The organism is Pseudomonas urethralis (genome assembly GCF_021602465.1).
Lineage (GTDB): Bacteria > Pseudomonadota > Gammaproteobacteria > Pseudomonadales > Pseudomonadaceae > Aquipseudomonas > Aquipseudomonas vlassakiae.
Genome location: NZ_BQIJ01000005.1, coordinates 207,725 through 231,063, shown reverse-complemented (window position 1 = coordinate 231,063; position 23,339 = coordinate 207,725). Strand labels below are relative to the sequence as shown.

The 23,339-nt window shown below is 62.7% G+C and carries 21 protein-coding genes and 1 riboswitch; of the genes, 11 read left to right on the top strand and 10 right to left on the bottom strand.

Going from position 1 to position 23,339, the window contains the following annotated elements; genetic code table 11:
• Positions 1-135 precede the first annotated feature (135 nt).
• The 3 genes from L6D64_RS10865 to ahcY all read right to left on the bottom strand — a co-directional run bounded on the left by L6D64_RS10865 (position 136) and on the right by ahcY (position 3,688).
• A complete protein-coding gene (locus tag L6D64_RS10865) occupies positions 136-1,212 on the bottom strand; it encodes a hypothetical protein (RefSeq protein WP_176508192.1) in 1,077 nt (358 codons plus the stop codon).
• Between the two features lie 94 nt (positions 1,213-1,306).
• The gene (gene metF / locus L6D64_RS10860; protein WP_054884324.1) at positions 1,307-2,152 is read right to left on the bottom strand and encodes a methylenetetrahydrofolate reductase [NAD(P)H]; all 846 of its coding nucleotides are present in this window, start codon (positions 2,150-2,152) and stop codon (positions 1,307-1,309) included.
• A 126-nt stretch (positions 2,153-2,278) separates the two neighbouring features.
• Positions 2,279-3,688, bottom strand: coding sequence for an adenosylhomocysteinase (gene ahcY, locus L6D64_RS10855; protein ID WP_099815603.1), 1,410 nt, complete (start codon positions 3,686-3,688; stop codon positions 2,279-2,281).
• Between the two features lie 20 nt (positions 3,689-3,708).
• Positions 3,709-3,805: riboswitch (S-adenosyl-L-homocysteine riboswitch) on the bottom strand.
• A gap of 179 nt (positions 3,806-3,984) precedes the next feature.
• Here ahcY and L6D64_RS10850 point away from each other — a divergent pair.
• A complete protein-coding gene (locus tag L6D64_RS10850) occupies positions 3,985-4,386 on the top strand; it encodes an acyl-CoA thioesterase (protein WP_054884326.1) in 402 nt (133 codons plus the stop codon).
• A gap of 33 nt (positions 4,387-4,419) precedes the next feature.
• Here the strand turns inward: L6D64_RS10850 and L6D64_RS10845 are convergent, their stop codons facing one another.
• Together L6D64_RS10845 and L6D64_RS10840 are read right to left on the bottom strand one after the other, a co-directional pair.
• Positions 4,420-5,655: a cation:proton antiporter gene (locus L6D64_RS10845; protein ID WP_176508193.1), complete on the bottom strand. Its 1,236-nt coding sequence runs from the start codon at positions 5,653-5,655 to the stop codon at positions 4,420-4,422.
• A 142-nt stretch (positions 5,656-5,797) separates the two neighbouring features.
• Positions 5,798-6,613 (bottom strand): DUF3800 domain-containing protein, encoded by an 816-nt coding sequence (locus L6D64_RS10840; protein ID WP_176508194.1) that lies wholly within the window; start codon positions 6,611-6,613, stop codon positions 5,798-5,800.
• 359 nt (positions 6,614-6,972) lie between these two features.
• Here L6D64_RS10840 and L6D64_RS10835 point away from each other — a divergent pair, with 359 nt between their 5' ends.
• Positions 6,973-7,806 (top strand): EamA family transporter, encoded by an 834-nt coding sequence (locus tag L6D64_RS10835; protein ID WP_176508195.1) that lies wholly within the window; start codon positions 6,973-6,975, stop codon positions 7,804-7,806.
• 28 nt (positions 7,807-7,834) lie between these two features.
• On the top strand, positions 7,835-8,221 hold the full coding sequence (locus L6D64_RS10830) for an MAPEG family protein (RefSeq protein ID WP_176508196.1): 387 nt from the start codon (positions 7,835-7,837) through the stop codon (positions 8,219-8,221).
• A 48-nt stretch (positions 8,222-8,269) separates the two neighbouring features.
• On the opposite strand, the gene mltA is transcribed toward L6D64_RS10830, so the two are convergent.
• Entirely contained in the window at positions 8,270-9,421 is a 1,152-nt protein-coding gene (mltA, locus tag L6D64_RS10825; RefSeq protein WP_176508197.1) for a murein transglycosylase A, read from the bottom strand.
• 119 nt (positions 9,422-9,540) lie between these two features.
• Between mltA and L6D64_RS10820 the strand changes: the two genes are divergently transcribed.
• The gene (locus L6D64_RS10820; protein ID WP_176508198.1) at positions 9,541-9,987 is read left to right on the top strand and encodes a c-type cytochrome; all 447 of its coding nucleotides are present in this window, start codon (positions 9,541-9,543) and stop codon (positions 9,985-9,987) included.
• A 30-nt stretch (positions 9,988-10,017) separates the two neighbouring features.
• Here the strand turns inward: L6D64_RS10820 and L6D64_RS10815 are convergent, their stop codons facing one another.
• From L6D64_RS10815 to L6D64_RS10800, 4 genes are all read right to left on the bottom strand, one after another.
• Positions 10,018-10,410 carry a DUF1090 domain-containing protein gene (locus L6D64_RS10815; RefSeq protein WP_176508199.1) on the bottom strand — a complete coding sequence of 131 codons (393 nt, stop codon included), beginning with the start codon at positions 10,408-10,410 and terminating at the stop codon, positions 10,018-10,020.
• 132 nt (positions 10,411-10,542) lie between these two features.
• On the bottom strand, positions 10,543-12,234 hold the full coding sequence (gene ligB / locus L6D64_RS10810; RefSeq protein ID WP_176508200.1) for an NAD-dependent DNA ligase LigB: 1,692 nt from the start codon (positions 12,232-12,234) through the stop codon (positions 10,543-10,545).
• 144 nt (positions 12,235-12,378) lie between these two features.
• A complete protein-coding gene (gene metK / locus L6D64_RS10805) occupies positions 12,379-13,569 on the bottom strand; it encodes a methionine adenosyltransferase (protein WP_060510781.1) in 1,191 nt (396 codons plus the stop codon).
• A gap of 18 nt (positions 13,570-13,587) precedes the next feature.
• The gene (locus L6D64_RS10800) at positions 13,588-14,580 is read right to left on the bottom strand and encodes an ArsR/SmtB family transcription factor (protein WP_176508201.1); all 993 of its coding nucleotides are present in this window, start codon (positions 14,578-14,580) and stop codon (positions 13,588-13,590) included.
• Between the two features lie 226 nt (positions 14,581-14,806).
• Here L6D64_RS10800 and tkt point away from each other — a divergent pair, with 226 nt between their 5' ends.
• From tkt to L6D64_RS10765, 7 genes are all read left to right on the top strand, one after another.
• The gene (tkt, locus tag L6D64_RS10795; protein ID WP_176508202.1) at positions 14,807-16,804 is read left to right on the top strand and encodes a transketolase; all 1,998 of its coding nucleotides are present in this window, start codon (positions 14,807-14,809) and stop codon (positions 16,802-16,804) included.
• Positions 16,805-16,956: 152 nt separating this feature from the next.
• Positions 16,957-18,018, top strand: a complete 1,062-nt coding sequence (gene epd, locus L6D64_RS10790) for an erythrose-4-phosphate dehydrogenase (RefSeq protein WP_054887927.1) — start codon at positions 16,957-16,959, stop codon at positions 18,016-18,018.
• Positions 18,019-18,030: 12 nt separating this feature from the next.
• Positions 18,031-19,194, top strand: coding sequence for a phosphoglycerate kinase (locus tag L6D64_RS10785; RefSeq protein WP_054887926.1), 1,164 nt, complete (start codon positions 18,031-18,033; stop codon positions 19,192-19,194).
• A 32-nt stretch (positions 19,195-19,226) separates the two neighbouring features.
• On the top strand, positions 19,227-19,445 hold the full coding sequence (locus L6D64_RS10780; RefSeq protein WP_176508203.1) for a hypothetical protein: 219 nt from the start codon (positions 19,227-19,229) through the stop codon (positions 19,443-19,445).
• Between the two features lie 64 nt (positions 19,446-19,509).
• Positions 19,510-19,839, top strand: coding sequence for an MliC family protein (locus tag L6D64_RS10775; protein WP_176508204.1), 330 nt, complete (start codon positions 19,510-19,512; stop codon positions 19,837-19,839).
• Positions 19,840-19,939: 100 nt separating this feature from the next.
• Positions 19,940-21,004: a class II fructose-bisphosphate aldolase gene (gene fba / locus L6D64_RS10770; RefSeq protein ID WP_008093958.1), complete on the top strand. Its 1,065-nt coding sequence runs from the start codon at positions 19,940-19,942 to the stop codon at positions 21,002-21,004.
• A 196-nt stretch (positions 21,005-21,200) separates the two neighbouring features.
• Positions 21,201-23,321: a putative bifunctional diguanylate cyclase/phosphodiesterase gene (locus L6D64_RS10765; protein ID WP_176508205.1), complete on the top strand. Its 2,121-nt coding sequence runs from the start codon at positions 21,201-21,203 to the stop codon at positions 23,319-23,321.
• Positions 23,322-23,339 lie beyond the last annotated feature (18 nt).

The window sequence follows — 23,339 nt, the reverse complement described above, 5'->3', positions numbered from 1 at the left end:
GCTCAACGGTGCCGACAAGACTGCCAGCTTCGTAAGCAGCAGGGTGCACCGCAAATGGGCGATACGGGTGTCTGGCGCGGGATTACGTGCTCACCAAGGGTAATGCCAGTGCAGATCATGGCCCCGCTTCAGGCGTCAGCGATCGGAAGAGCGCAGCAGGTGCGCCTCGATATCCTTGCGCCGGCCGCCCAGTGACAGGCGCAGGCTCGGGTGGCGCAGGCACTGGCGCAATTGCTCGGGCTCGATGCGCCCATGGCGTTCGTTGAGGTTCTCCAGCGCCTTGTCCCACCAGGCCGTTGCACAAGCGCGATCGAACTCGTTGGGGTAGGGGTAGCAGCCATACAGCAGTTCGCGCACGAACTGGCGCTCGCGGCTGGGCATGGTCAGGCTCAAGGCCTTGTAACCCAGGCGCTGCAAGGTCGGAGGGCGGGGCAGTTGGTCGTTGACCAGTGCTACATCGGCAAGCGCCGCCGGCCCCAGTGGGTCATGGCCGTGTTTACCCAGCCAGGCCTGGATCTTGGCGCGGAACTGGGCCTTGCGGCTCCAGTAGTGATGGATGACGTCGGTGCATTCGGCCAGTTCCATCTTGCGGTAAGCGGCTACCGCCAGGCAGAACTCTTCCAGGGTATAGGCGGTGCGGGCCAATGGGTAGAACTCGTCCATCATGGCAATCGAGCGGTCCAGCACGTCGCTGTCCTCGGCGCACAGCCCGATCACGCCGGAGTTGACCAACGGCATCTGGCAGTCGGCCAGGCCGCGTGATCCCAGAATGCCAAGCAGGTTCTGGTACAGCAGGCACTGCTGGTTCGCACCGTAGCGCGCGCCAATGGCATTGCACAGCAGCGTGCCGGGCTTGACCCGCTGGAACAGCTGCAGCGGCGACTTGCGGAAGAAGGTATCGGTGTCGATCAGCACGGCCTGAGGATGCTGCTGCAATACTTGGCGCAACAGCACATGCTTGCTGCGAAAATGATAGCCGTGTGGCTGGTTCCAGGCCTTGCGGGTAGCCTCGTCAAGCAGATGAACGGTGACCGGCAGTTTGCCGTAAGGCTCGGCAGTGTCGGTATAGACCTGGATGTCGATGGCCAGGTTGGCATCGCCGGCCAGCTGCGCGAGGGCGCTGACGATGCTGAAACAGGCTTCCTGATGATAGGTGGCCGGGCCGAACGCCAGGTAGACGAGCTGGGGGCGAGATGGCAGGAAATGTTGCATTGCAGACGACACCTATCAGAGCCACAAAGTGAATAAGGCCCTAGTCTACGACTAAAGCCTTAATTGTTTGAGAATCTGATGATGCCAAAAAGTTTCAGCGTGGCAGTTTCAGATTGTTCCAGATCGCCAGGCTCGCCTCGGCCTGGTTGAGGGTATAGAAGTGCAGGCCCGGTGCGCCGCCTTGCAGCAGTTGTTCGCACATGCGGGTGATGACTTCTTCGCCAAAGGCCTGGATGCTCGCCGTATCGTCGCCGTAGGCTTCCAGCTGCTTGCGAATCCAGCGCGGGATCTCGGCGCCGCACGCATCGGAGAAGCGCGCCAGTTTGCTGTAGTTGGTGATCGGCATGATGCCGGGCACCACCGGGATGTCCACGCCCATCTTCTGCGCCCGCTCGACGAAATAGAAATAGCTGTCGGCGTTGAAGAAGTACTGGGTGATGGCGCTATCGGCACCGGCCTTGACCTTGTGCACGAAGTTGCCCAGGTCGGCCTCGAAGTTGCGCGCCTGTGGGTGCATTTCCGGATAGGCGGCGACTTCCAGGTGGAAGTGGTCGCCGGTTTCCTGGCGGATGAACTCGACCAGGTCGCTGGCATAACGCAGCTCGCCACTGGCCATGCCCATGCCCGACGGCAGGTCGCCACGCAGGGCGACGATGCGCTTGATGCCGGCGGCCTTGTATTCGGCCAGCAGGGCGCGTAGCTCGTCCTTGGTGTCACCCACGCAGGACAGGTGCGGTGCGGCAGGGACCTTCACTTCGCTTTCCAGCTGCAGCACGGTGTTCAGTGTGCGGTCGCGGGTCGAGCCACCGGCACCGTAGGTGCAAGAGAAGAAGTCCGGATTGTACGCGGCCAGCTGGCGGGCCACGCCCATCAGCTTTTCGTGACCGGCGTCGGTCTTGGTTGGGAAGAACTCGAAACTGTAACGGCGATCTTGGGACATCTGGCGTTCCTCGCGCAGCAAGCCTCAAGCAGCAAGCTGCAAGTAAAAGCCAGATCGGTGATGGCCGATCTGGCTTGGGCATCGTTCAGGTTTCGGCGTTGAAGCGTGTCGCTTCAAGCCTGCCGCTTAGTAGCGGTAGGCGTCCGGCTTGAACGGGCCTTCGACGGTCACACCGATGTACTCGGCCTGTTGCGGGGTCAGCTGGGTGACCACGCCACCGAAGCCGCGGACCATCTCCAGGGCCACTTCTTCGTCGAGTTTCTTCGGCAGTACTTCCACGGTCAGGCGCTCGGCCTTCTTGGCAGCCGGCAGTTCGGCGAACTTCTGCTCGAACAGGAAGATCTGTGCCAGCACCTGGTTGGCGAACGAACCGTCCATGATGCGGCTCGGGTGGCCAGTGGCGTTACCCAGGTTCACCAGGCGGCCTTCGGCCAGCAGGATCAGGTAGTCGTCGTTCTGCGGGTCAAAAGTGCCCGCGCCGGTGCGGTGAATCTTGTGAACCTGCGGCTTGACCTCTTCCCATGCCCAGTTCTTGCGCATGAAGGCGGTGTCGATCTCGTTGTCGAAGTGGCCGATGTTGCAGACCACGGCACGCTTCTTCAGGGCCTTGAGCATGTTGGCGTCGCAGACGTTGACGTTGCCGGTGGTGGTGACGATCAGGTCGATGCGGCCCAGCAGGTCGGCGTTGATGCCGGCTTCGGTACCGGTGTTGATACCGTCCTTGAATGGCGAAACGACTTCGAAGCCGTCCATGCAGGCCTGCATGGCGCAGATCGGGTCAACTTCGGTGACCTTGACGATCATGCCTTCCTGACGCAGCGACTGGGCCGAGCCCTTGCCCACGTCACCGTAGCCGATGACCAGGGCTTGCTTGCCCGACAGCAGGTGGTCGGTGCCGCGCTTGATGGCATCGTTCAGGCTGTGACGGCAGCCGTACTTGTTGTCGTTCTTGCTCTTGGTGACCGAGTCGTTGACGTTGATCGCCGGGACTTTCAGCTCGCCTTTGGCCAGCATGTCCAGCAGGCGGTGCACGCCGGTGGTGGTTTCTTCGGTCACGCCGTGGATCTTTTCCAGCATGGCCGGGTATTTCTTGTGCAGGATTTCGGTCAGGTCACCACCGTCGTCCAGCACCATGTTGGCGTCCCAAGGCTGGCCATCCTTCAGGATGGTCTGCTCGATGCACCACTCGTATTCCTGCTCGGTTTCACCTTTCCAGGCGAATACAGGAATGCCGGCGGCGGCGATGGCGGCAGCGGCCTGGTCCTGGGTGGAGAAGATGTTGCACGACGACCAGCGGACTTCGGCGCCCAGTGCGACCAGGGTTTCGATCAGCACGGCGGTCTGGATGGTCATGTGGATGCAGCCGATGATCTTCGCGCCCTTGAGCGGTTGCTCGGCTTGATACTTGCGGCGCAGGCCCATCAGTGCGGGCATTTCCGATTCGGCGATGATGACTTCCTTGCGGCCCCAGTCGGCCAGGGAAATGTCGGCGACCTTGAAGTCGGAAAAACCAGCAGGCGTGTTTACAGCGCTCATGAGAGCCTCCATTCGTAGTGTGCGAATGGGCGCCGTTGTGCGTTGAGCGTCCGCTTCAGCGGACAACGCCCCAACCGAGCCTGACAGGCCGAGCCTGCTGCAGCGCCCCTCGGATGGGTGGCGGGATGGCCGCCACTGTGGGCAGCCATGAGAATCGGCAGCGATTATAGCCGTGGCTGTGTGACACACCCAAGGCTTTCTGTCGATTTATCGCGACGATAGTCGATGTTCAATGGAGCGGTGGCGGCCGCTCTGCCATCATTACTTCACGTTAGCCAAGCCGGTCAGGAGTACAGATGAACTTTCACACCCGCAAATGGGTTAAACCCGAAGACCTCAACCCCAACGGCACGCTGTTCGGCGGCAGCCTGCTGCGCTGGATCGACGAAGAAGCGGCGATCTACGCGATCGTCCAGCTCGGCAACCAACGTGTGGTGACCAAGTACATGTCGGAGATCAACTTCGTCAGCGCCTCGCGCCAGGGCGACATCATCGAGTTGGGCATCACCGCCACCGAGTTTGGCCGCACCTCGATCACCCTCAAGTGTGAAGTGCGCAACAAGATTACCCGCAAGAGCATTCTGACGGTCGACAAGATGGTCTTCGTCAACTTGGGTGAGGATGGCCTGCCGGCGGCCCATGGGCGGACCGAAATCAAGTATATCCAGGACCAGTTCCCCGACTCCGCAGTCGAATGACGGTCCGGGGCCGCAGGGGCGGCCCCAGCGTTTTCAAGGCTGTACGCTGACCTTGCGCACCACGCGGCCGATGCTCAAACCCTGCACCAGGATCGACGACAACACCACGATGTAGGTGATCGATAGCAGCAGGTCGCGTTCGTCGCCCACTGGCAGCGACAGCGCCAGTGCAACCGACACGCCTCCCCGCAGGCCGCCCCAGGTCAGCACACGGATGGTGCCTTGGGGCACCGGCCGCCAGCGCCGCAACAGCACGATCGCTGGGGCCACGGTCAGTAGCCGCGAGAGCAGCACTGCCAGCGCCAGCACACCACCCGCCGCCAGGTGCAGCCAGTTGAACGGCAGCAGCAACAGCTCCAGGCCAATCAAGGCGAACAGCAGGGCATTGAGCATGTCGTCGATCAGTTCCCAGAACCCGTCCATGTAGCGGCGGGTCATGTCGTTCATCGCCAGGTTGCGGCCCAGGTTGCCGATGATCAGCCCCGCCACCACCATGGCGATCGGTGCTGAAACATGCAGCTCGTAGCACATGGCCGAGCCACCGATCACCAGTGCCAGGGTCAGCATGACCTCGACCTGATACTGCTCGACGCTCTTGATCATGCGGTAGGTGGCATAGCCGATCACACCGCCGAACAGCACCCCGCCGATGGCTTCGCGGGCGAACAACAGGGCGGTGTCGGTGATGCTCGGCGTTTCACCCAGCTGAATGATGCCCAGCAAAACGGTGAACACCACGACGGCGGTACCGTCGTTGAACAACGATTCGCCGACGATGGTGGTCTTCAATGGCTTGGAGGCGTTGGCGGTGCGCAGCGCGCCCAGCACGGCGATCGGGTCGGTCGGGGAGATCAGCGCGCCGAACAACAGGCAGTAGATCAGCGGCACCTGCCAGCCGAACAGGGCGAATACCCAGTGCGACAGGTAGCCGATCACCACGGTGGCGATCAGCACGCCCAGTGTGGCCAGCAGGCCAATCGGCCAGCGGTAGCTGCGCAGGTCGCTGAGGTTGACGTGCAGTGCGCCGGCGAACAGCAGGAAGGCCAGCATCCAGTGCATAAGCAGGTCGTTGAAATCGATCTGGTTCATCAGGCCTTCGACGCGTTCTTCCAGGCCAGGGAAGCCGATCAGGCTCAGGCCCTGCAGCATCAGGGAGAACAGCAACGCCGTGACCATCACGCCGATGGCGGGTGGCAGGCCGATGAAGCGGTAATTTACGTAGGTGAGGAGGGTGGTGAGGCAGATAAACGCGGCAACTAGTTCAAGCATCCCGAATCCTGTGACAGTGGCTTCCAAGTCGTTACCCGAATGGCTCGGGCAGTTCTTGGATGATCTGGCGAGGGGGTCGGGACACACTTTTTGACTCTGCAGGTAGACCGCGTATCCGTTGTGAGGTTTCCTGCATGTGGCTTCAGGCTTCTGTTCCAGCCATCGGGCGCTTGCCGACCGGCGACATGACGGGGTGGCACTGCAAGCCTGAGCCCGGCAGGGCGACCTCAGCGATTCGGGCTGAGAAATATCTGTCGAAAGGCTCCCAGTCCGGGTACTCCTCAGGCGAAACAGATATCGCCATCAAACGCCCCACCAGGCCGCAGATCCAGTCTGCGCATTGCAGTGTCTGGAAGAGGTGGCTTTCGCCCTGCAGGGGAGGCTCTATCAGGCTTCGACATTTCTCGGTGGCATCTTCGAACATCGCCAGGGTGCAGGCTTCCACATTTCGTTCACGCCATTCATTGCCGGCGCGCTGCTCGTCCAGAAGGAGCATGAAGGTCGAGGCGGACGGTGTGCAGTAACGGTCAATTGTTCTTACTGCGTGCAGCAGCTGGCGCTTGAACGTATCCGTCGCATCGTGCTGTTTGGCCGGTCCGGTCTTGTGCTCTCCTGCATAGATGACATACCCACCAATTTTTCGGATATGGTTGAGCAGACGAAACGTAGCCTGTCTCAATGATCGATATTGCGTGACGTTACGTGTCGTGAAGAGTTTGGAGCCTTTCTTTTCCCATTGATAGGCAGGAAGGTTCCTGGGATTTTCATGGGTTATGTCCCAGGCAAGTAACTGGCATTTCAACTGATAGAAGTAGATGGCGAACTCTCGCACTTCTTCAGCAGGCAGAAGAATCCCACCCAGGCCGAACACGGGGCTGGTCTTGAAGTGGCTGTGAGTGCGCGAAACGTATTGCCCGACATGGCCGAATTCGTCGAGGTAGGCCACAAAATGAGTCATGAGTTCCGGGTGTCCTTGCCCCAGAAACACGAAAGCCCGCTTGCTTACGCATTGCGGGCCTCGGAAGGTAGGCACGGGTTGCCCCATGCGTTACGGTGATCCTAAGCCTGCGAGCGTTGAATCGTCAATCGTGTTTCGTAAGTGAGTGTGTTCTTGAAGAAGGCTGCATTCAAGTGCAGTACTAGCGCCCAGCTACATGCGGGGCGGCCCGCTAAGAGTGTATTGAATGATGCGACCAGAAATGGCTTGCTGAGGGGGCTGAAACCTCTACCGAGCATGTAGGCTTTTTCCGTGATCACACTTTGCCCCGAGGTATAGTGCTGCGGACTCATTTGAACCCAAGGCAAGGACTCTCCCGCGTGCTGGCAACTTCCCTGGTTTTGGTCGCCGCCCTGTTGCACGCGACCTGGAACACCCTGATCAAATTCAGCGCCGAGCGCCTGTTGGTGATCGCCAGCATGGATGCCGTGGCGTTGCTGTTCGCCGTGTGTGCCGTGGCCTTCACCGAGTTTCCGCCCGCCGGGATCTGGCCTTGGCTGCTGGCTTCGGCGCTGGCCGAGCAGCTGTACCGCTTCCTGCTGATCCAGGCCTATCGGGTAGGTGACCTGGGCCTGGTCTATCCTTTGATGCGCGGCTTGTCGCCGCTGGTGGTGCTGGGGCTGACCCTGGCGTTTGCCGGTGAGCCGCTCAGCCAGCAACAGATCATCGGCATCTTGCTGATCCCGTGTGGCATGGCTTGCCTGTTGTGGCAGGGCGGAGGGGGTGACCGGTTGCCCTGGTCGATGTTGCCGGTGGTGGCGCTGATCGGCCTGTGCATCGGTTGCTACACCTGGTTCGACGGCCAGGCGGTGCGTTTGTGGGGCAAACCGTGGGACTACCTGGTGTGGTTGACGCTGCTCAGCGCCTGGCCATTCCCGTTGCTGGCCGGGGTGGCGCGGCGGGCGCCATTCGTGCTGTTCTGGCGCACCCAATGGCGCCTGGGGTTGGCAGTGGGCTTTTGCGTACTGTTCAGTTACGCGCTGGTGCTGTGGGCCATGCACCTGGGCTCCGTGGCCGAGGCGGCGGCCCTGCGCGAGCTGAGTGTGATCCTGGTGGTGCTGATGGGCATGCGCTACCTCAAAGAACCTTTTGGCGGGCCGAGACTCCTAGCTTGCGGGCTGGTCCTGGCAGGCATGCTGGTGATGAAGCTCTGACCCGAACCTCGAACAAGGAGTCCTGTGCATGACCGTTGCCCTGTGGTGCATCCTCATCGCCCTGTGCCTGCCGCCATTGTGCGCATTGATTGCGAAAGTGAGCAGTGGCCGTTTCGGCTTGCGTGACAACCATGATCCGCGTGCATTCCTCGATACCCTGTCGGGTCTGCCAAGGCGTGCGCATGCGGCTCAACAGAACAGTTTCGAGGCGTTCCCGGCGTTTGCCGCAGCGGTGCTGGTGGCGGATATCGTCGGCAATGCCGAGCAGGTGACCCAGGATGTGCTGGCCGTGATGTATATCACCAGCCGGCTGCTGTACATCATCTGCTACCTGGCAGACTGGGCAGCGCTGCGGTCGCTGGTGTGGTTTGCCGGGTTGGCGTTGATCGTGTCGTTCTTCGTGGTTTCCATGTGAAACCGGGTCGCCTGCTTCGCGGGCTTGCCCGCGAAGCACCGCCGCCAATCAAAGCACTTTAGGCACCTCAGGCAACGGCTTGCCCTTGGGCCACAGCATCCAGATCTGCCCCTGCTGCTTCATGTTCCCCGCCAGCTCGCCGGCCTCTGGCCCGGTACCCCAGAACAGGTCGGCCCGCACTTCGCCGGCGATGGCACCGCCGGTGTCCTGGGCGCCTACCGGGCGCACGACGGGTGTGCCGTCGGGGCGCGTGGTGGAAAGCCACAGCAAGCTGCCCAGCGGAATCACCTTGCGGTCGATGGCCACGCTATATCCAGCGGTCAGCGGCACGTTCAGCGAGCCGCGCGGCCCTTCGTTGCTGTCCGGGCGAGCACTGAAGAACACATAACTGGGGTTGCTGGCCAGCAGCTCCGGCACGCGCTGCGGGTTGGCCATGGCCCAGGCATGGATGCTACCCATGGTCACGTCTTCTTTTTTCAACTGGCCTTGCTCCACCAGCCAGCGACCGATCGGCCGGTAGGGGTGACCGTTCTGGTCGGCGTAGCCCAGCCGCAGCTGGCGGCCATCCTCCAGCTGAACCCGGCCTGAACCCTGGATCTGCAGGAACTGCAGGTCCATCGGATCAGTCAGCCAGGCCAGCACGGGCGCCTTGACGCCATCGCGGTTGATCACTTCGGCGGTGTCGTAGGGCTTGAGCACGTGACCGTCCAGGCGGCCGCGCAAGCGCTTGCCCTTGAGTTCGGGATACACGCTGGCCAGGTCGACCACGATCATGTCATCGGGGACGCCATAAACCGCCACGTGCGCTGCTTCGGTGCGCTTCAGGCTGCCGGGGTAGACCGGTTCGTAGTAGCCGGTGATCAGGCCGTTGGCGTTGTTGTCGGCGGAGCGCAGGCCGTATACCTGCAGGTTCTGCTCAAGGAACGTGCGTACCTGGGTTGCGCTCGCCGTGTCGCTGCCGGCCGCTTCGCAGGTGGCGGCCCACACCGGGTCGCGTTTGAGCTTCTCGCAGCCGCTGCGCCAGGCGTAGAAGCCGGCCAGCAAGTCTTCATCGCTGACCGCAGGCAGGTCTTTCCAGGTGGCCGGGGCATAGGTGGCGATGGCGTGAGGCTCAGGCTTGGCGTTTTCGCCGCCGTTGCAGCCGGCCAGCAGGGCGAGTGCCGGGAGTGTCCAGGCCAGATGGCGCAGGGCAGATTTCATCAGTGGTTACCTGTGGCTGGCGAACATGAAGATTCGCCCTTGTGATTTATGTGGCTATTGGTCTTTGCCTGGCAGGCAGCGATACTGACCGCCCCTTTGCGTAGGCTCAAGTGACCGTGATGTTCAAGCGATTGACCGTTGTACTGCTCGCTGCCCTTGCCCTGACGGCCTGTGATCGGGTTGATCCCAATTCGCCGCTGGGCAAGCGCAAGGCAATCTTCAAGGAGATGCTCAAGACCAGCGAAGACATGGGCGGCATGTTGCGCGGCCGCTTGCCCTTCGACGGGATCAAGTTCGCAGCGGGGGCGTTGAAGCTCGATGGCCTGGCCCATGCGCCGTGGCAGCATTTTCCGCAAGCGCGGGACGAGGGTGACAGTAGCGCGCGACCGGAGGTGTGGGAGCGCCAGGCGCGCTTCCATGACCTTGCCCGGCAGCTGGAGGGCGTGACCGGTGAGTTGGTTGAAGTGACCCGGACCCAGCCGTTGGACGCGGCGCAACTGAAGGCGCCGATGGACAAGGTCGAGGCGGCGTGCAAGGCGTGTCATAGCGAGTTCCGCAACCATTGATCGCCTGTGTCAACGGGCGATCAGGCAAGATCAGCGATCCAGGTCGTCCACCGCTTCCTGCAGCTCTTTACGGGACTCGGCAAGCTTGTCCTTGCGCTTGTTGATCTTTTCCGCGTCGCCTTTTTTCTCGGCCTTCTTCAGGTCCTTCTCGCGCTGCGCCACCTCGTGACGGGCATCGAGCACTTTCTGCTCGCGCTCCTTGCGCAGGCCGGCGTCGGTGCAATGGTCAACGCCGCGCAATGCTTCCTCGAGCCCAGCTACCTGATCGCTGTTACCGTGGTCGCGGGCGATTTTCAGCTGGTTCTCGATGGCACTGCGCTTGGCGGCACAACCGGTCAGGCCCTCGTCGGGCTGGGCGGCTTGGGCAGCGCCAGCAGCCAGGCCAAGCGTGATCAGCAATGCCAGGGTGGAAATCATGTTCATCAAAGCCTCCTTGAGGGGGCGGGGCAGCAAAAGATGGAGCAAATCCTGCCTTGGTTTTGCCTATATAGGAACCCTTGGTGGATATTTCTGGAGCAATCCAGACAATTTCCTACAACGGTTTTTTGTTAAAACTCATTGCCTCACACCGGTGGCAGCCGCAGGGAACCCCTGGATGCCGCTTTCGCTCAGCTGCTGCGCCAGGGCCTTCACCTGCTCGGCCGCGAAAAATGCGTGCAGTTGGCTGGCGCGTGATGCGCCAATACCGGGCAAGGCTTGCCATTGCGTGGCTGAACGCTGGGTGAGGGTTGCCCAGTCCTCCTCGATGGGAAGATTGCGCGGTACTGGCACGCCAAGACCGCTGATCCACTGGGCGAAAGGCCTGCTGCGGCCAGCCTCGAAGCTTTGTTGCAGGCGCTTGGCGCGGGTATCGCTGATGCCAGGTAGCTGGGCCAGCCGCTCGGCGTCCAGCGCCAGCCAGTCTGCCAGCGTTGCTATCTGCCCGCCTCGTACCAGCCGTCGCCATGTGCCGGGCCCGGTGCCCGGCATGGCCAGGCCCTGTTTGCCGCTGAGCCAGCTGAGCCGGGCAATGAACTGATCTTCACAGCCTTCGCCAGCCTCCCAGCATGTCAAAGCGTTGTATTGATCTGGCGCAGGTGCCGCGACCGCATCGCGCTCGGTGGCGCGCAGCACTACCTGCTCGAAGCGCGGGATGGTCAGCCCCGCCAGGCTGATGGCTACCTGGTCTCCCGGGCCAATGTCGAGTGCCTGCCAGCGAGCCAGGGAGCCCAGGCTCACCTGGGTGACCAGGCGGTCGTCGAGCCGTACTGGCTGCAACTTCAGGACCGGCGTGATTCGCCCCGTGCGGCCTATGCGAAAGCGCACGTCCCGCACTTCGGTCAACGCCTGGGCAAAGGGATGCTTCCAGGCTGCGATCCAGTAAGGCGCATTGCTCTGCCAGCGTTCGGCGGATGGCCGTGTGTTCTGGCGCAGGATCACCCCATCCGTGGCGAAGGGCAGTGCAGAGCGATACCAATGCTCGCGCCAGTGTGCCGCCTCGCCAGCGCTGCTGATGGCCACGCTGTAGCGCTGGCTATCGGGAAAACCCAGCGCCGCCAGCTGAGCCACACGCTCGCCCTGATCGCTCGGCCCTTGTGGCCAGTCCCAGACAAACAGCGCAATGCCCGCGCCTTGTTCACGAGCGAGTTGCTTGCGCGCCAGCAGGCCCGCGACGATGGCACGCGCATTGACGCTACCTCGCTGGGCTTGCACATGATCAACCAGGCGCAGGTACAGCTCCCCTTGCAGAATCAGGTCAACGGGGTTGGGCAACTGCCGGTTGATACCTTGCAGAACTTCGATATGCCGGCTCCAGTCATGTCCCTGGTTGCCATCACCACGGCTGAGCAACTGCACCAGCCTGCCTTGGCGATAGACCAGGGTCACGGCGACGCCATCGACCTTCGGCTGCAGCCAGACGCCTGTCTTGCCGGCCATCCATTGGCTCACGGCCTGTTCACCCGAGAGCTTGTCGACACCGGTGTGGCGGATCGGGTGGGCAATTGGCCCGCGTGCGCTGGCCAATGAGTCCAGCTCGCTCTCCAGGGCGAAACACCCCTGCAGGTGCAGCAGGCGTTGCCGGCTCTGGTCATAAACCTCATCGGCCACCAGGGATTCGCCCAGACGATGGTAGTGGTCATCCCATTGGCTGACCGCCTCGCGCAGGCGGGTGACTTCGGCGCGTGCCCGCTCGGCAGGCCAGCTCGGGCAGCCAGCGGCTTGCGCGTTGAACGAAAGAGCGAGCAGAAACAGGAACAGCAACGGCATGGCCAGCATCCTTGCCTGGCGGAGGGGAAACCTCAGCCTAGGCAACGTGCGCGCGTGTTGCGCCGCGCAGTTGTCAGCCGATATGTCACAAAAAAGCCCCTGCCGATCACTCGGCAGGGGCTTTCGGTTACCGCTGCAGGAAAATTACAGGCCGGCAGCGTCACGCAGCGCCTGGGCGCGGTCGGTACGTTCCCAGGTGAAGGTGGTGAAGGTGTCGTCGCCGACGGTCTTCTGCTGCGGCTCGCGGCCGAAGTGGCCGTAGGCTGCGGTTTCCTGGTACATCGGGTGCAGCAGGTCGAGCATCTTGGTGATGGCGTACGGGCGCAGGTCGAAGCACTCGCGTACGATCTGGATGATCTTGTCGTCGGACACCTTGCCGGTGCCGAAGGTGTTGATCGAGATGGAGGTCGGCTGGGCCACGCCGATGGCGTAGGACACCTGGATCTCGCAACGTTCTGCCAGGCCGGCGGCAACGATGTTCTTGGCCACGTAGCGGCCGGCGTAGGCGGCGGAGCGGTCGACCTTGGACGGGTCCTTGCCGGAGAACGCGCCACCACCGTGACGGGCCATGCCGCCGTAGGAGTCGACGATGATCTTGCGGCCGGTCAGGCCGCAGTCGCCCACCGGGCCACCGATGATGAAGTTGCCGGTCGGGTTGATGTGGAACTGGGTGCCCTTGTGCAGCAGTTCGGCCGGCAGGGTGTGCTTGACGATCAGCTCCATCACGGCTTCCTGCAGGTCTTTCTGCGAGACCTCAGGGTTGTGCTGGGTCGACAGGACCACCGCGTCGATACCGACCACCTTGCCGTTTTCGTAGCGGCAGGTGACCTGGGACTTGGCGTCCGGGCGCAGCCACGGCAGCAGGCCGGACTTGCGTGCTTCGGCCTGGCGCTCGACCAGGCGGTGCGAGAAGCAGATCGGTGCTGGCATCAGCACGTCGGTTTCGTTGCTGGCATAGCCGAACATCAGGCCCTGGTCGCCTGCACCCTGGTCTTCCGGCTTGGAGCGGTCGACGCCCTGGGCGATGTCCACCGACTGCTTGCCGATGATGTTCATCACCGCGCAGGTGGCGCCGTCGAAGCCGACGTCGGAGCTGTTGTAGCCGATGTCGATGATGACCTTGCGCACCAGTTCTTCCAGGTCGACCCAGGCGGAAGTGGTGACTTCGCCGGCGATGATGGCGACACCGGTCTTGACCAGGGTTTCACACGCAACGCGGGCGTACTTGTCCTGGGTGATGATGGCATCAAGGACCGCGTCCGAAATCTGGTCGGCGATCTTGTCCGGATGCCCTTCGGACACGGACTCGGAGGTGAAAAGGGAGTATTCGCTCATCTCGACGGGTTCCTAAATTTACCGATGGTGAGTGTCGCCAGCCGTCCGCTGAAAATGGCGGACCTGGATCTGGAAACCGTTACGCAAGCCCACATAGAGGCTGTCCCCGGGGACCAGCCCGGCTGCTGTGGCCCAACGGGCCAGGTCGTCCTGTTCGAAGCCGAGCCAGAGGTCGCCGCAGGCTTCCCGCGCCCAACCCTGGTCATGGCTGCACAGTTCGGTGACCAGCAGGCTGCCGCCTGCCTTCACCCGTTTGGCCAGCTGGCGCAGGGCCAGGGCCGGGTCGCTGAAATGGTGCAGGACCATGTTCAGCACAACGCAGTCGGCTTCCACATCCGTTGCACCCAGTGCATCGGCCAACTGCAGGTTTACATTACCCAGGCGTTCGCGTTCGCAGACCTGGCGCGCCAGTTCGAGCATGGTCGGGCTGTTGTCCAGGGCCGTGACCTGGGCGAAACGCCGTGCCAGGTCTGGCAGGAAACCGCCATCGCCGGGGCCGACTTCCAGCGCGCTGGCGGTCGGCGCGAAGTTCAGTTTGTCGAGCAGCGCCAGCAGGCTCTCGCGGTATTGCGGCAAGCCGGCGATGAGGTCTTGCTGGGCGCGGAATTTTTCTTCCACGCGCAAGAAGAAGTCCTGGCTGGTGGCGGCGCGGCGTTGCTGCACCTGGGCGATACGGGCCTGGACGTCCTCCGGCAGGGTCAGGTCGTCGACCTCATCGAGCAGGGCCATGTGCAGGCGCCCGCCGAAGCGCTGGCCGTCGGGCAGGGCACGACGGTAGAAGATCGCATTGCCTTCGCGCCGTGTGGCCACCAGCTCGGCCTGGGCCAGTACCTTGAGGTGATGGCTCATGCCCGACTGGCCGATGTCGAAGATCTGCGCCAGTTCCAGCACGCCGAACGAATCACTGGCCAGGGCGCGCAACACGTTCAGGCGCAGCGCATCGCCACTGGCCTTGCACAGGGCGGCCAGTGTGTCGCTTTGCTGAGGGATCGGTTGCGCACGGAGGTTCATGGGTCGGCAGTCTAGACAGGCAGGGCTGCCCTCGCAAGGCCAATATCAAAAAGTTTTGATATTGGCTGATGGGCGGGTACGCCTGGCGGTTTTTTCGCCGTTATGCAGGCCAATCACAGGAAAATCCCCCAACTGCGACCATCCGTCATTGCCCCCAGCCCCCGCAGTGGGCGAAAATGGCCGCCTTTTTCGTGACACCACCTATTCAAGCCCCAGGAGATCAGCGATGCCCAGCCGTCGTGAACGTGCCAACGCCATTCGTGCCCTCAGCATGGATGCCGTGCAAAAGGCCAACAGCGGCCACCCAGGTGCCCCCATGGGCATGGCGGATATCGCCGAAGTGCTTTGGCGCGACTACATGAAGCACAACCCGAGCAACCCGGACTTCGCCGACCGAGACCGCTTCGTGCTGTCCAACGGCCACGGCTCGATGCTCATCTACTCGCTGCTGCACCTGACTGGCTACGACCTGTCGATCGACGACCTCAAGGCCTTCCGCCAGCTGCACAGCCGCACCCCTGGCCACCCGGAATACGGCTACACCCCTGGCGTCGAGACCACCACCGGGCCGCTCGGCCAAGGCATTGCCAACGCCGTGGGCTTCGCCCTGGCCGAGAAAGTGCTGGCCGCCCAGTTCAACCGTGACGGCCACACCATCGTCGACCACCACACCTATGTGTTCCTCGGCGACGGCTGCATGATGGAAGGTATCTCCCACGAAGTCGCCTCGCTGGCCGGCACCCTGGGCCTGAACAAGCTGATCGCCTTCTACGACGACAACGGCATCTCCATCGACGGCGAAGTGCACGGCTGGTTCACCGACAATACCCCGGCGCGTTTCGAAGCCTACAACTGGCAGGTGATCCGTAACGTCAACGGTCATGATGCCGATGAAATCAAGATGGCCATCGAGACCGCGCGCAAGAGCGACCGTCCGACCCTGATCTGCTGCAAGACCATCATCGGTTTCGGTTCGCCGAACAAGCAGGGCAAGGAAGACTGCCACGGCGCGCCGCTGGGCAACGACGAAATCGCCCTGGCCCGCAAGGAACTGAACTGGAACCACGGTCCGTTCGAAATCCCGGCCGACATCTACGCCGAATGGGATGCCAAGGCTGCCGGTGCCAAGGCCGAAGCCGACTGGAACCAGCGTTTCGACGCCTACGCCAAGGCCTACCCGGAGCTGGCTGCCGAGTTCAAGCGCCGTGCCAGCGGCGAGCTGCCGGCCGACTTCAGCGAGAAGGCCCAGGCGTACATCAACGAAGTGGCCGCCAAAGGCGAAACCATTGCCAGCCGCAAGGCCAGCCAGAACGCGCTGAACGCCTTCGGCCCGTTGCTGCCTGAGTTCCTCGGCGGTTCGGCTGACCTGGCCGGCTCCAACCTGACCCTGTGGAAGGGCTGCAAGGGCGTCGAAGCCAACGATGCCAGCGGCAACTACGTGTTCTACGGGGTGCGTGAGTTCGGCATGACCGCCATCATGAACGGCGTCGCCCTGCACGGTGGCCTGGTGCCTTACGGCGCGACCTTCCTGATGTTCATGGAATACGCCCGCAATGCCGTGCGCATGTCGGCCCTGATGAAGCAACGCGTCATCCACGTCTATACCCACGACTCCATCGGCCTGGGCGAAGATGGCCCGACTCACCAGCCGATCGAGCAGCTGACCAGCCTGCGCAGCACGCCTAACCTGGACACCTGGCGCCCAGCCGACGCGGTCGAATCAGCCGTGTCGTGGAAAAACGCCCTGGAGCGCAAGGACGGCCCATCGGCACTGATCTTCTCGCGTCAGAACCTGCAGCACCAGGATCGCGACGCCCAGCAGATCGCCAACATCAGCCGCGGCGGCTATGTGCTCAAGGATTGCGCTGGCGAGCCTGAGCTGATCCTGATCGCCACCGGTTCGGAAGTGGGCCTGGCCGTTCAGGCGCACGCCAAACTGACCGAGCAGGGCCGCAAGGTGCGCGTGGTTTCCATGCCGTGCACCAGCGTGTTCGATGCCCAGGACGCGGCCTACAAGCAATCGGTGCTGCCGGTCGAAGTCGCGGCACGCATCGCCATCGAAGCCGCCCACGCGGACTTCTGGTACAAGTACGTCGGCCTGGAAGGTCGTGTCATCGGCATGACCACTTACGGTGAGTCGGCGCCGGCCGCTGCACTGTTCGAGGAATTCGGCTTCACCCTGGAAAACATCCTGGGTACCGCCGAAGAGCTGCTGGAAGACTGATACAGGCAAGGCGAGGGCCGTAGGCCCTCGTTCGCGGCGCAAGGCCGCTCCCACAGGGTCCGCTTGCATCGCGGTCTTTGTGGGAGCGGCCTTGTGTCGCGAATGGGCCGCATGGCGGCCCCAATAGCCATCATGCGTTAGCGAGCCAACGAATGCCCCACCCGCGTCCCTACAAAGTTGCACTCAACGGTTACGGCCGCATTGGCCGCTGTGTCCTGCGCGCACTGTTCGAGCGGGGGGCAAAGGCCGGTTTCGAGATCGTTGCGCTGAACGACCTGGCCGATCAGGCCAGCATCGAATACCTGACACGCTTCGACTCCACCCACGGGCGATTCCCCGGCGAGGTGAAGGTCGACGGCGACTGTCTGCATATCAATGGCGACTGCGTGAAGGTCATGCGCAGCGCCACCCCTGAAGGCATCGACTGGGCCGCCCTGGGTATCGACCTGGTGCTGGAGTGCTCCGGTGTCTATCACACCCGCGCCGATGGCCAGCGTTTCCTCGACGCTGGCGCACCGCGCGTATTGTTCTCGCAGCCCATGGCCAGCGAGGCCGATGTCGATGCCACCGTGGTCTACGGCATCAACCAGGATTGCCTGACGGGCCACGAACGCCTGGTGTCCAACGCCTCTTGCACCACCAATTGCGGCGTCCCGCTGTTGCGCGTGCTGGACCAGGCATTCGGCATCGAGTACGTGCAGATCACCACCATCCACTCGGCGATGAACGATCAGCCGGTGATCGATGCCTATCACCACGAGGACCTGCGCCGCACGCGCTCGGCCTTCCAGTCGGTGATTCCGGTGTCCACGGGGCTGGCGCGTGGCATCGAGCGCTTGCTTCCGGAACTTGCCGGGCGAATCCAGGCCAAAGCGGTACGCGTGCCGACCGTCAACGTCTCGTGCCTGGACATCACCCTGCAGACCGCCCGCGATACCAGTGCGGCCGAGGTCAACCGGGTGTTGCGCGAGGCCGCGCAGAGCGGCCCGCTGAAAGGCTTGCTGGCCTATACCGAGTTGCCTCACGCCAGCTGTGATTTCAACCATGACCCGCATTCGGCGATCGTCGATGCCAGCCAGACCCGCGTTTCAGGCCCACGCCTGGTGAACTTGCTGGCTTGGTTCGACAATGAATGGGGTTTTGCCAACCGTATGCTCGACGTTGCCGAACACTATCTGCACGTCGTCCACCCAACCCGCAGCAAACAGCCCTGAAGGACTGCATTCATGACCGTGTTGAAGATGACCGACCTCGACCTGCAAGGTAAGCGCGTACTGATCCGCGAAGACCTCAACGTACCTGTGAAGGACGGTGTGGTAACCAGCGATGCGCGTATCCTGGCAGCGCTGCCGACCATCAAGCTGGCCCTGGAAAAGGGTGCGGCGGTAATGGTCTGCTCGCACCTGGGCCGCCCGACCGAAGGCGAGTTCTCTGCCGAGAACAGCCTCAAGCCGGTCGCCGACTACCTGAGCAAGGCCTTGGGCCGTGAAGTGCCGCTGGTTGCCGATTACCTGAACGGTGTTCAAGTCAGCGCCGGTGACCTGGTGCTGTTCGAGAACGTACGTTTCAACAAGGGCGAGAAGAAGAACGCCGACGAGCTGGCCCAGCAATACGCCGCCCTGTGCGACGTGTTCGTCATGGACGCTTTCGGCACCGCTCACCGGGCCGAAGGCTCCACCCATGGTGTTGCCAAGTTCGCCAAGGTGGCTGCCGCTGGCCCGCTGCTGGCTGCAGAGCTGGACGCGCTGGGCAAGGCCCTGAAAGCCCCGGCCAAGCCAATGGCGGCCATCGTTGCCGGCTCCAAGGTGTCGACCAAGCTGGATGTGCTGAACAGCCTGAGCAGCGTTTGCGACCAGCTGATCGTCGGTGGCGGCATCGCCAACACGTTCCTGGCTGCTGCCGGTCACCCGGTGGGCAAGTCGCTGTACGAGCCTGACCTGATCGAAACCGCCAAGGCCATCGCCGCCAAGGTCAGCGTGCCACTGCCGGTCGACGTCGTGGTTGCCAAGGCGTTCGCCGAGGACGCCGAAGCCACCGTCAAGGCCATCGCCGACGTTGCCGCCGACGACATGATCCTCGACATCGGCCCGCAGACCGCTGCCCATTTCGCCGAGCTGCTGAAGTCGTCGAAGACCATCCTGTGGAACGGCCCGGTCGGCGTGTTCGAGTTCGACCAGTTCGGCAACGGCACCAAGGTGCTGGCCAAGGCCATCGCTGAAAGTGCAGCGTTCTCCATTGCCGGTGGCGGCGATACCCTGGCAGCCATCGACAAATATGGCGTCAGCAAGGATATCTCCTACATTTCTACCGGTGGCGGTGCCTTCCTCGAATTCGTCGAGGGCAAGGTGCTGCCAGCCGTGGCGATCCTGGAAGAGCGGGCAAAAGCCTGACCATGGCGGCGCCTGGCAAAGGGAGCGACCTGATGGTCAAGCAATTGCCTGTGATGATTCTGGCCGGCCTGCTGGGCGCCTGCTCCAGCAGCCCGTCTTCGGAGGCCGACCCGGCGCAGCCGCCCAAGGGCGGTTGCTACCAGTCCGCGTGGCAGGCCGAGACCGTGCCGGTCATCGGCAAGCGCGTTGGCCCGGACGGCCTGGAAAAGTACGACGAAGAACACCAGCGCCAGGCGCCGGGTTGCCCCTGATGCCGTGCGTTTCGTCGGAGCAGGCAACCAAGTGACCGCTATGTGGTCCTCTAGAGGATATGTAATGAAAGCGCTACTGGCCTCGATGGCTCTGGCGACACTGGCAGGATGCTCGCTGATACAGCCTGCACCTTCCGCCCCGGCGGGCAACTGGACCCGCTGGGTCTGTGACACTCAGGCCGAAGTGCTGTGGCGCTTCGCTGATGCACAGCGGGACCAGGTTGACGTACGCCTCGGCGGCGGTGACCAGGTTTATCGGCTCAAGGCCGAGCCGGGCGCCTCTGGCGCGCTGTACAGCGATGGCGTGCTGGCCTTCCACACCAAGGGCGACGAAGGCCTGGTGTACTGGGTGGCAACCAACGATCTGATTGGGCGGGGCTGCAAGGCACCGTGACTGGCCGGGCCGCACAGGCGGCCCACACTACTTGAACAGCAACCGCCCCTGCGGCAGGCTTGCACGAAACAAACGACGCTTGTCGGGAGAGAGATACACAATGGCACTCATTAGCATGCGCCAGATGCTGGACCACGCCGCCGAGTTCGGTTACGGCGTTCCGGCTTTCAACGTCAACAACCTCGAGCAGATGCGCGCCATCATGGAAGCGGCCGACAAGACCGACTCCCCGGTGATCGTCCAGGCTTCGGCCGGCGCCCGCAAGTACGCCGGTGCCCCGTTCCTGCGCCACCTGATCCTGGCTGCCATCGAAGAATTCCCGCACATCCCGGTGTGCATGCACCAGGACCACGGCACCAGCCCTGACGTGTGCCAACGTTCCATCCAGCTGGGCTTCAGCTCGGTGATGATGGACGGCTCGCTGGGTGAAGACGGCAAGACCCCGACCGACTACGAGTACAACGTCCGCGTCACCCAGCAGACCGTCGCCATGGCCCACGCCTGTGGCGTTTCGGTAGAAGGCGAGCTGGGCTGCCTGGGTTCCCTGGAAACCGGCATGGCCGGTGAAGAAGACGGCATCGGCGCCGAGGGTGTGCTGGACCACAGCCAGATGCTGACCGATCCGGAAGAAGCCGCCGACTTCGTCAAGAAGACCCAGGTCGACGCCCTGGCCATCGCCATCGGCACCAGCCACGGTGCCTACAAGTTCACCAAGCCACCGACCGGTGACGTACTGGCAATCGACCGCATCAAGGAAATCCACAAGCGCATCCCTAACACCCACCTGGTGATGCACGGTTCTTCCTCGGTCCCGCAAGAGTGGCTGGCGATCATCAACCAGTACGGCGGCGACATCAAGGAAACCTACGGCGTACCGGTCGAAGAGATCGTCGAAGGCATCAAGCACGGCGTGCGCAAGGTCAACATCGACACCGACCTGCGCCTGGCGTCCACCGGTGCCATGCGCCGCCTGATGGCACAGAACCCGAGCGAGTTCGACCCACGCAAGTTCTTCGGCGAAACCGTGAAAGCCATGCGCGACGTGTGCATCGCCCGTTACGAAGCGTTCGGCACTGCCGGCAACGCCTCGAAGATCAAGCCGATCTCGCTGGAAGGCATGTTCCAGCGCTACCTGAAAGGTGAGTTGGCTGCCAAGGTCAACTGATCCACCAGCGTCAATGAAAAACCCGCAGCGATGCGGGTTTTTTATGTGTCGAAAATGCTGCACGGCGACCGTTAGTCGGCTACCGTGAAACTAATCAATTGATAGCGATCTGATTGCATTGCTTGTCGCAACTGCAGGTCTAGAGTATCAGCTGGATCCAATAGCAAGTCGAAGTCTGTCAAACAAGAGAAGCAGCATGGATGGCGCTTACCCTGAACCACTGGATGGCAAATCGGTTCTCCTGGTGGTAGACGATTACCCGGAAAACCTGATCAGTATGCGCGCCTTGCTGGCGCGCAACGATTGGCAAGTGCTGACTGCAAGCTCGGGGATGGAAGCCCTGGGGACGTTGCTGGAACATGAAGTCGATCTGGTACTGCTCGATGTGCAGATGCCGGAAATGGACGGCTTCGAGGTCGCCCGCCTGATGCGCGGCAGCCAGCGAACCCGGCTGACCCCGATTATCTTCCTCACCGCCAACGAGCAGTCCGATGCCGCCGTGCTCAAGGGCTATGCCAGTGGTGCGGTGGATTACCTGTTCAAACCGTTCGATCCACAGATTCTCAAGCCCAAGGTGCAGGCGCAGCTGGACCAGCAGCGCAGCCGGCGCATGCTGCAGCAGCTGACCCGCGAGCTGGAGGCTGCCCGGGCGTTCAACGCCTCGATCCTGGAAAATGCCGCCGAAGGCATCCTGGTGGTCGACGCCGAGGGTGTCATCAGCTTTGCCAACCCGGCGATCTCGCGCTTGCTGCATAGCTCGGTGGAACACTTGCAGGGTGCCCAGCTGCTCGATCTGCTGCAATTGGCCAATGCCACCTTGTGGAGCGAGTCCGAGTTCCGCAACGCCTACCTCGCACGGCAAATCGTGCGGGTGCATGATGCCCATCTGCGCACCCCCGGTGGCCAGCTGGTCCCCGTTGCGCTGTCCTGCGCGCCGTTACCGGCGGAGCAGCAGGCCATGGTGGTCACGGTGCTGGACATGTCGGTGGAGCGTAACCTGCATCAGCAACTCGAATACCAGGCGGTGACCGACCCGCTGACCGGGCTGCTCAACCGTCGCGGTTTCTACCAGGCCGCCGAAGGCGCGTTGCTGCGCGGCGAGCGCTCGAACAAGGCCCAGGCCCTGATGTACATGGACCTCGATGGCTTCAAGCGGATCAACGATTCGCTGGGCCACGAAGCGGGTGACCGGGTGCTGCTCTGGGTGGCCGAGCAGATCAAGGAATGCCTGGGCAGCGAGGCGCTGCTGGCACGCTTGGGCGGCGACGAATTCACCGCATTGTTCGACGGCCTGCCGTACCCGGAGCAGGCCGGGCGCTATGCCGAAAAACTGCTCGAGCGGGTGTCGATCCAGCAGCAGGTGGACGGCATCGACATCTGCTTGGGCGTCAGCATTGGCATCGCCACCTTCCCTGACTGCGGGGGTAATGTCGAAGGCCTGCTGCGCGCGGCCGACACCGCGATGTATGCAGCCAAGCGGGCCGGTCGCCAGCAATACCGCTTCTATGATCAGGAACTCAATGGTCGCGCCCGCTCGCGGCTGATGCTTGAAGACAGCGTGCGCAATGCCATCGAGGTACAGGATTTCAGCCTCGTGTATCAGCCGCAGGTTGCCTTTGCCGATGGCAAGCTTCGGGGCTTCGAGGCGCTGTTGCGCTGGCAACACCCCAGTGTTGGCGATGTGCCGCCCGGGCTGTTCATACCCTTGCTGGAAGAGGCTCGGCTGATCAACCGCCTGGCCAGCTGGATCTACCGCCAGGGGGCCGCTCAGCGCCAGGCCTGGTGCCAGCGTTTCGACCCGGAACTGGTGTTGGGTATCAGCCTGAGTCGCGCTCAATTCTCCATGCCCAGCCTGGTCGATGAACTGCAGCGGGTGATACAGGATTATCAGCTCGACCCGTCGCAACTGGAGGTCGAGGTTGCCGAGACCTCGCTGATGTACAACATCGACGCGGCGATCAAGCAGATTCACCGCCTGCGCGAACTGGGCGTTCGCGTGGCGCTGGACGATTTCGGCGCGGGCGACTGTTCGTTGCGCATGTTGCGCGACCTGCCCATCGACACCTTGAAGCTGGACCGCCATCTGGTGGCGCGTCTGCCAGATTCGGCGCCGGATGCCGCATTGGTGCGAAGTGTCATCGTCCTGTGTGCAGACTATGGCATCACCGTGATCGCAGAAGGGGTCGAAACGCAGGCCCAGGCTGCGTGGCTGAAGGCAAACGGCTGCGCCTACGTCCAGGGTTTTCTGGTCGCGCACCCGATGACAGCGGCCGATGCCACTGGCTTCCCGGTGATTTTTCCCTGGCTGCTGCCGTGATTGGCTAGAATCGGCATT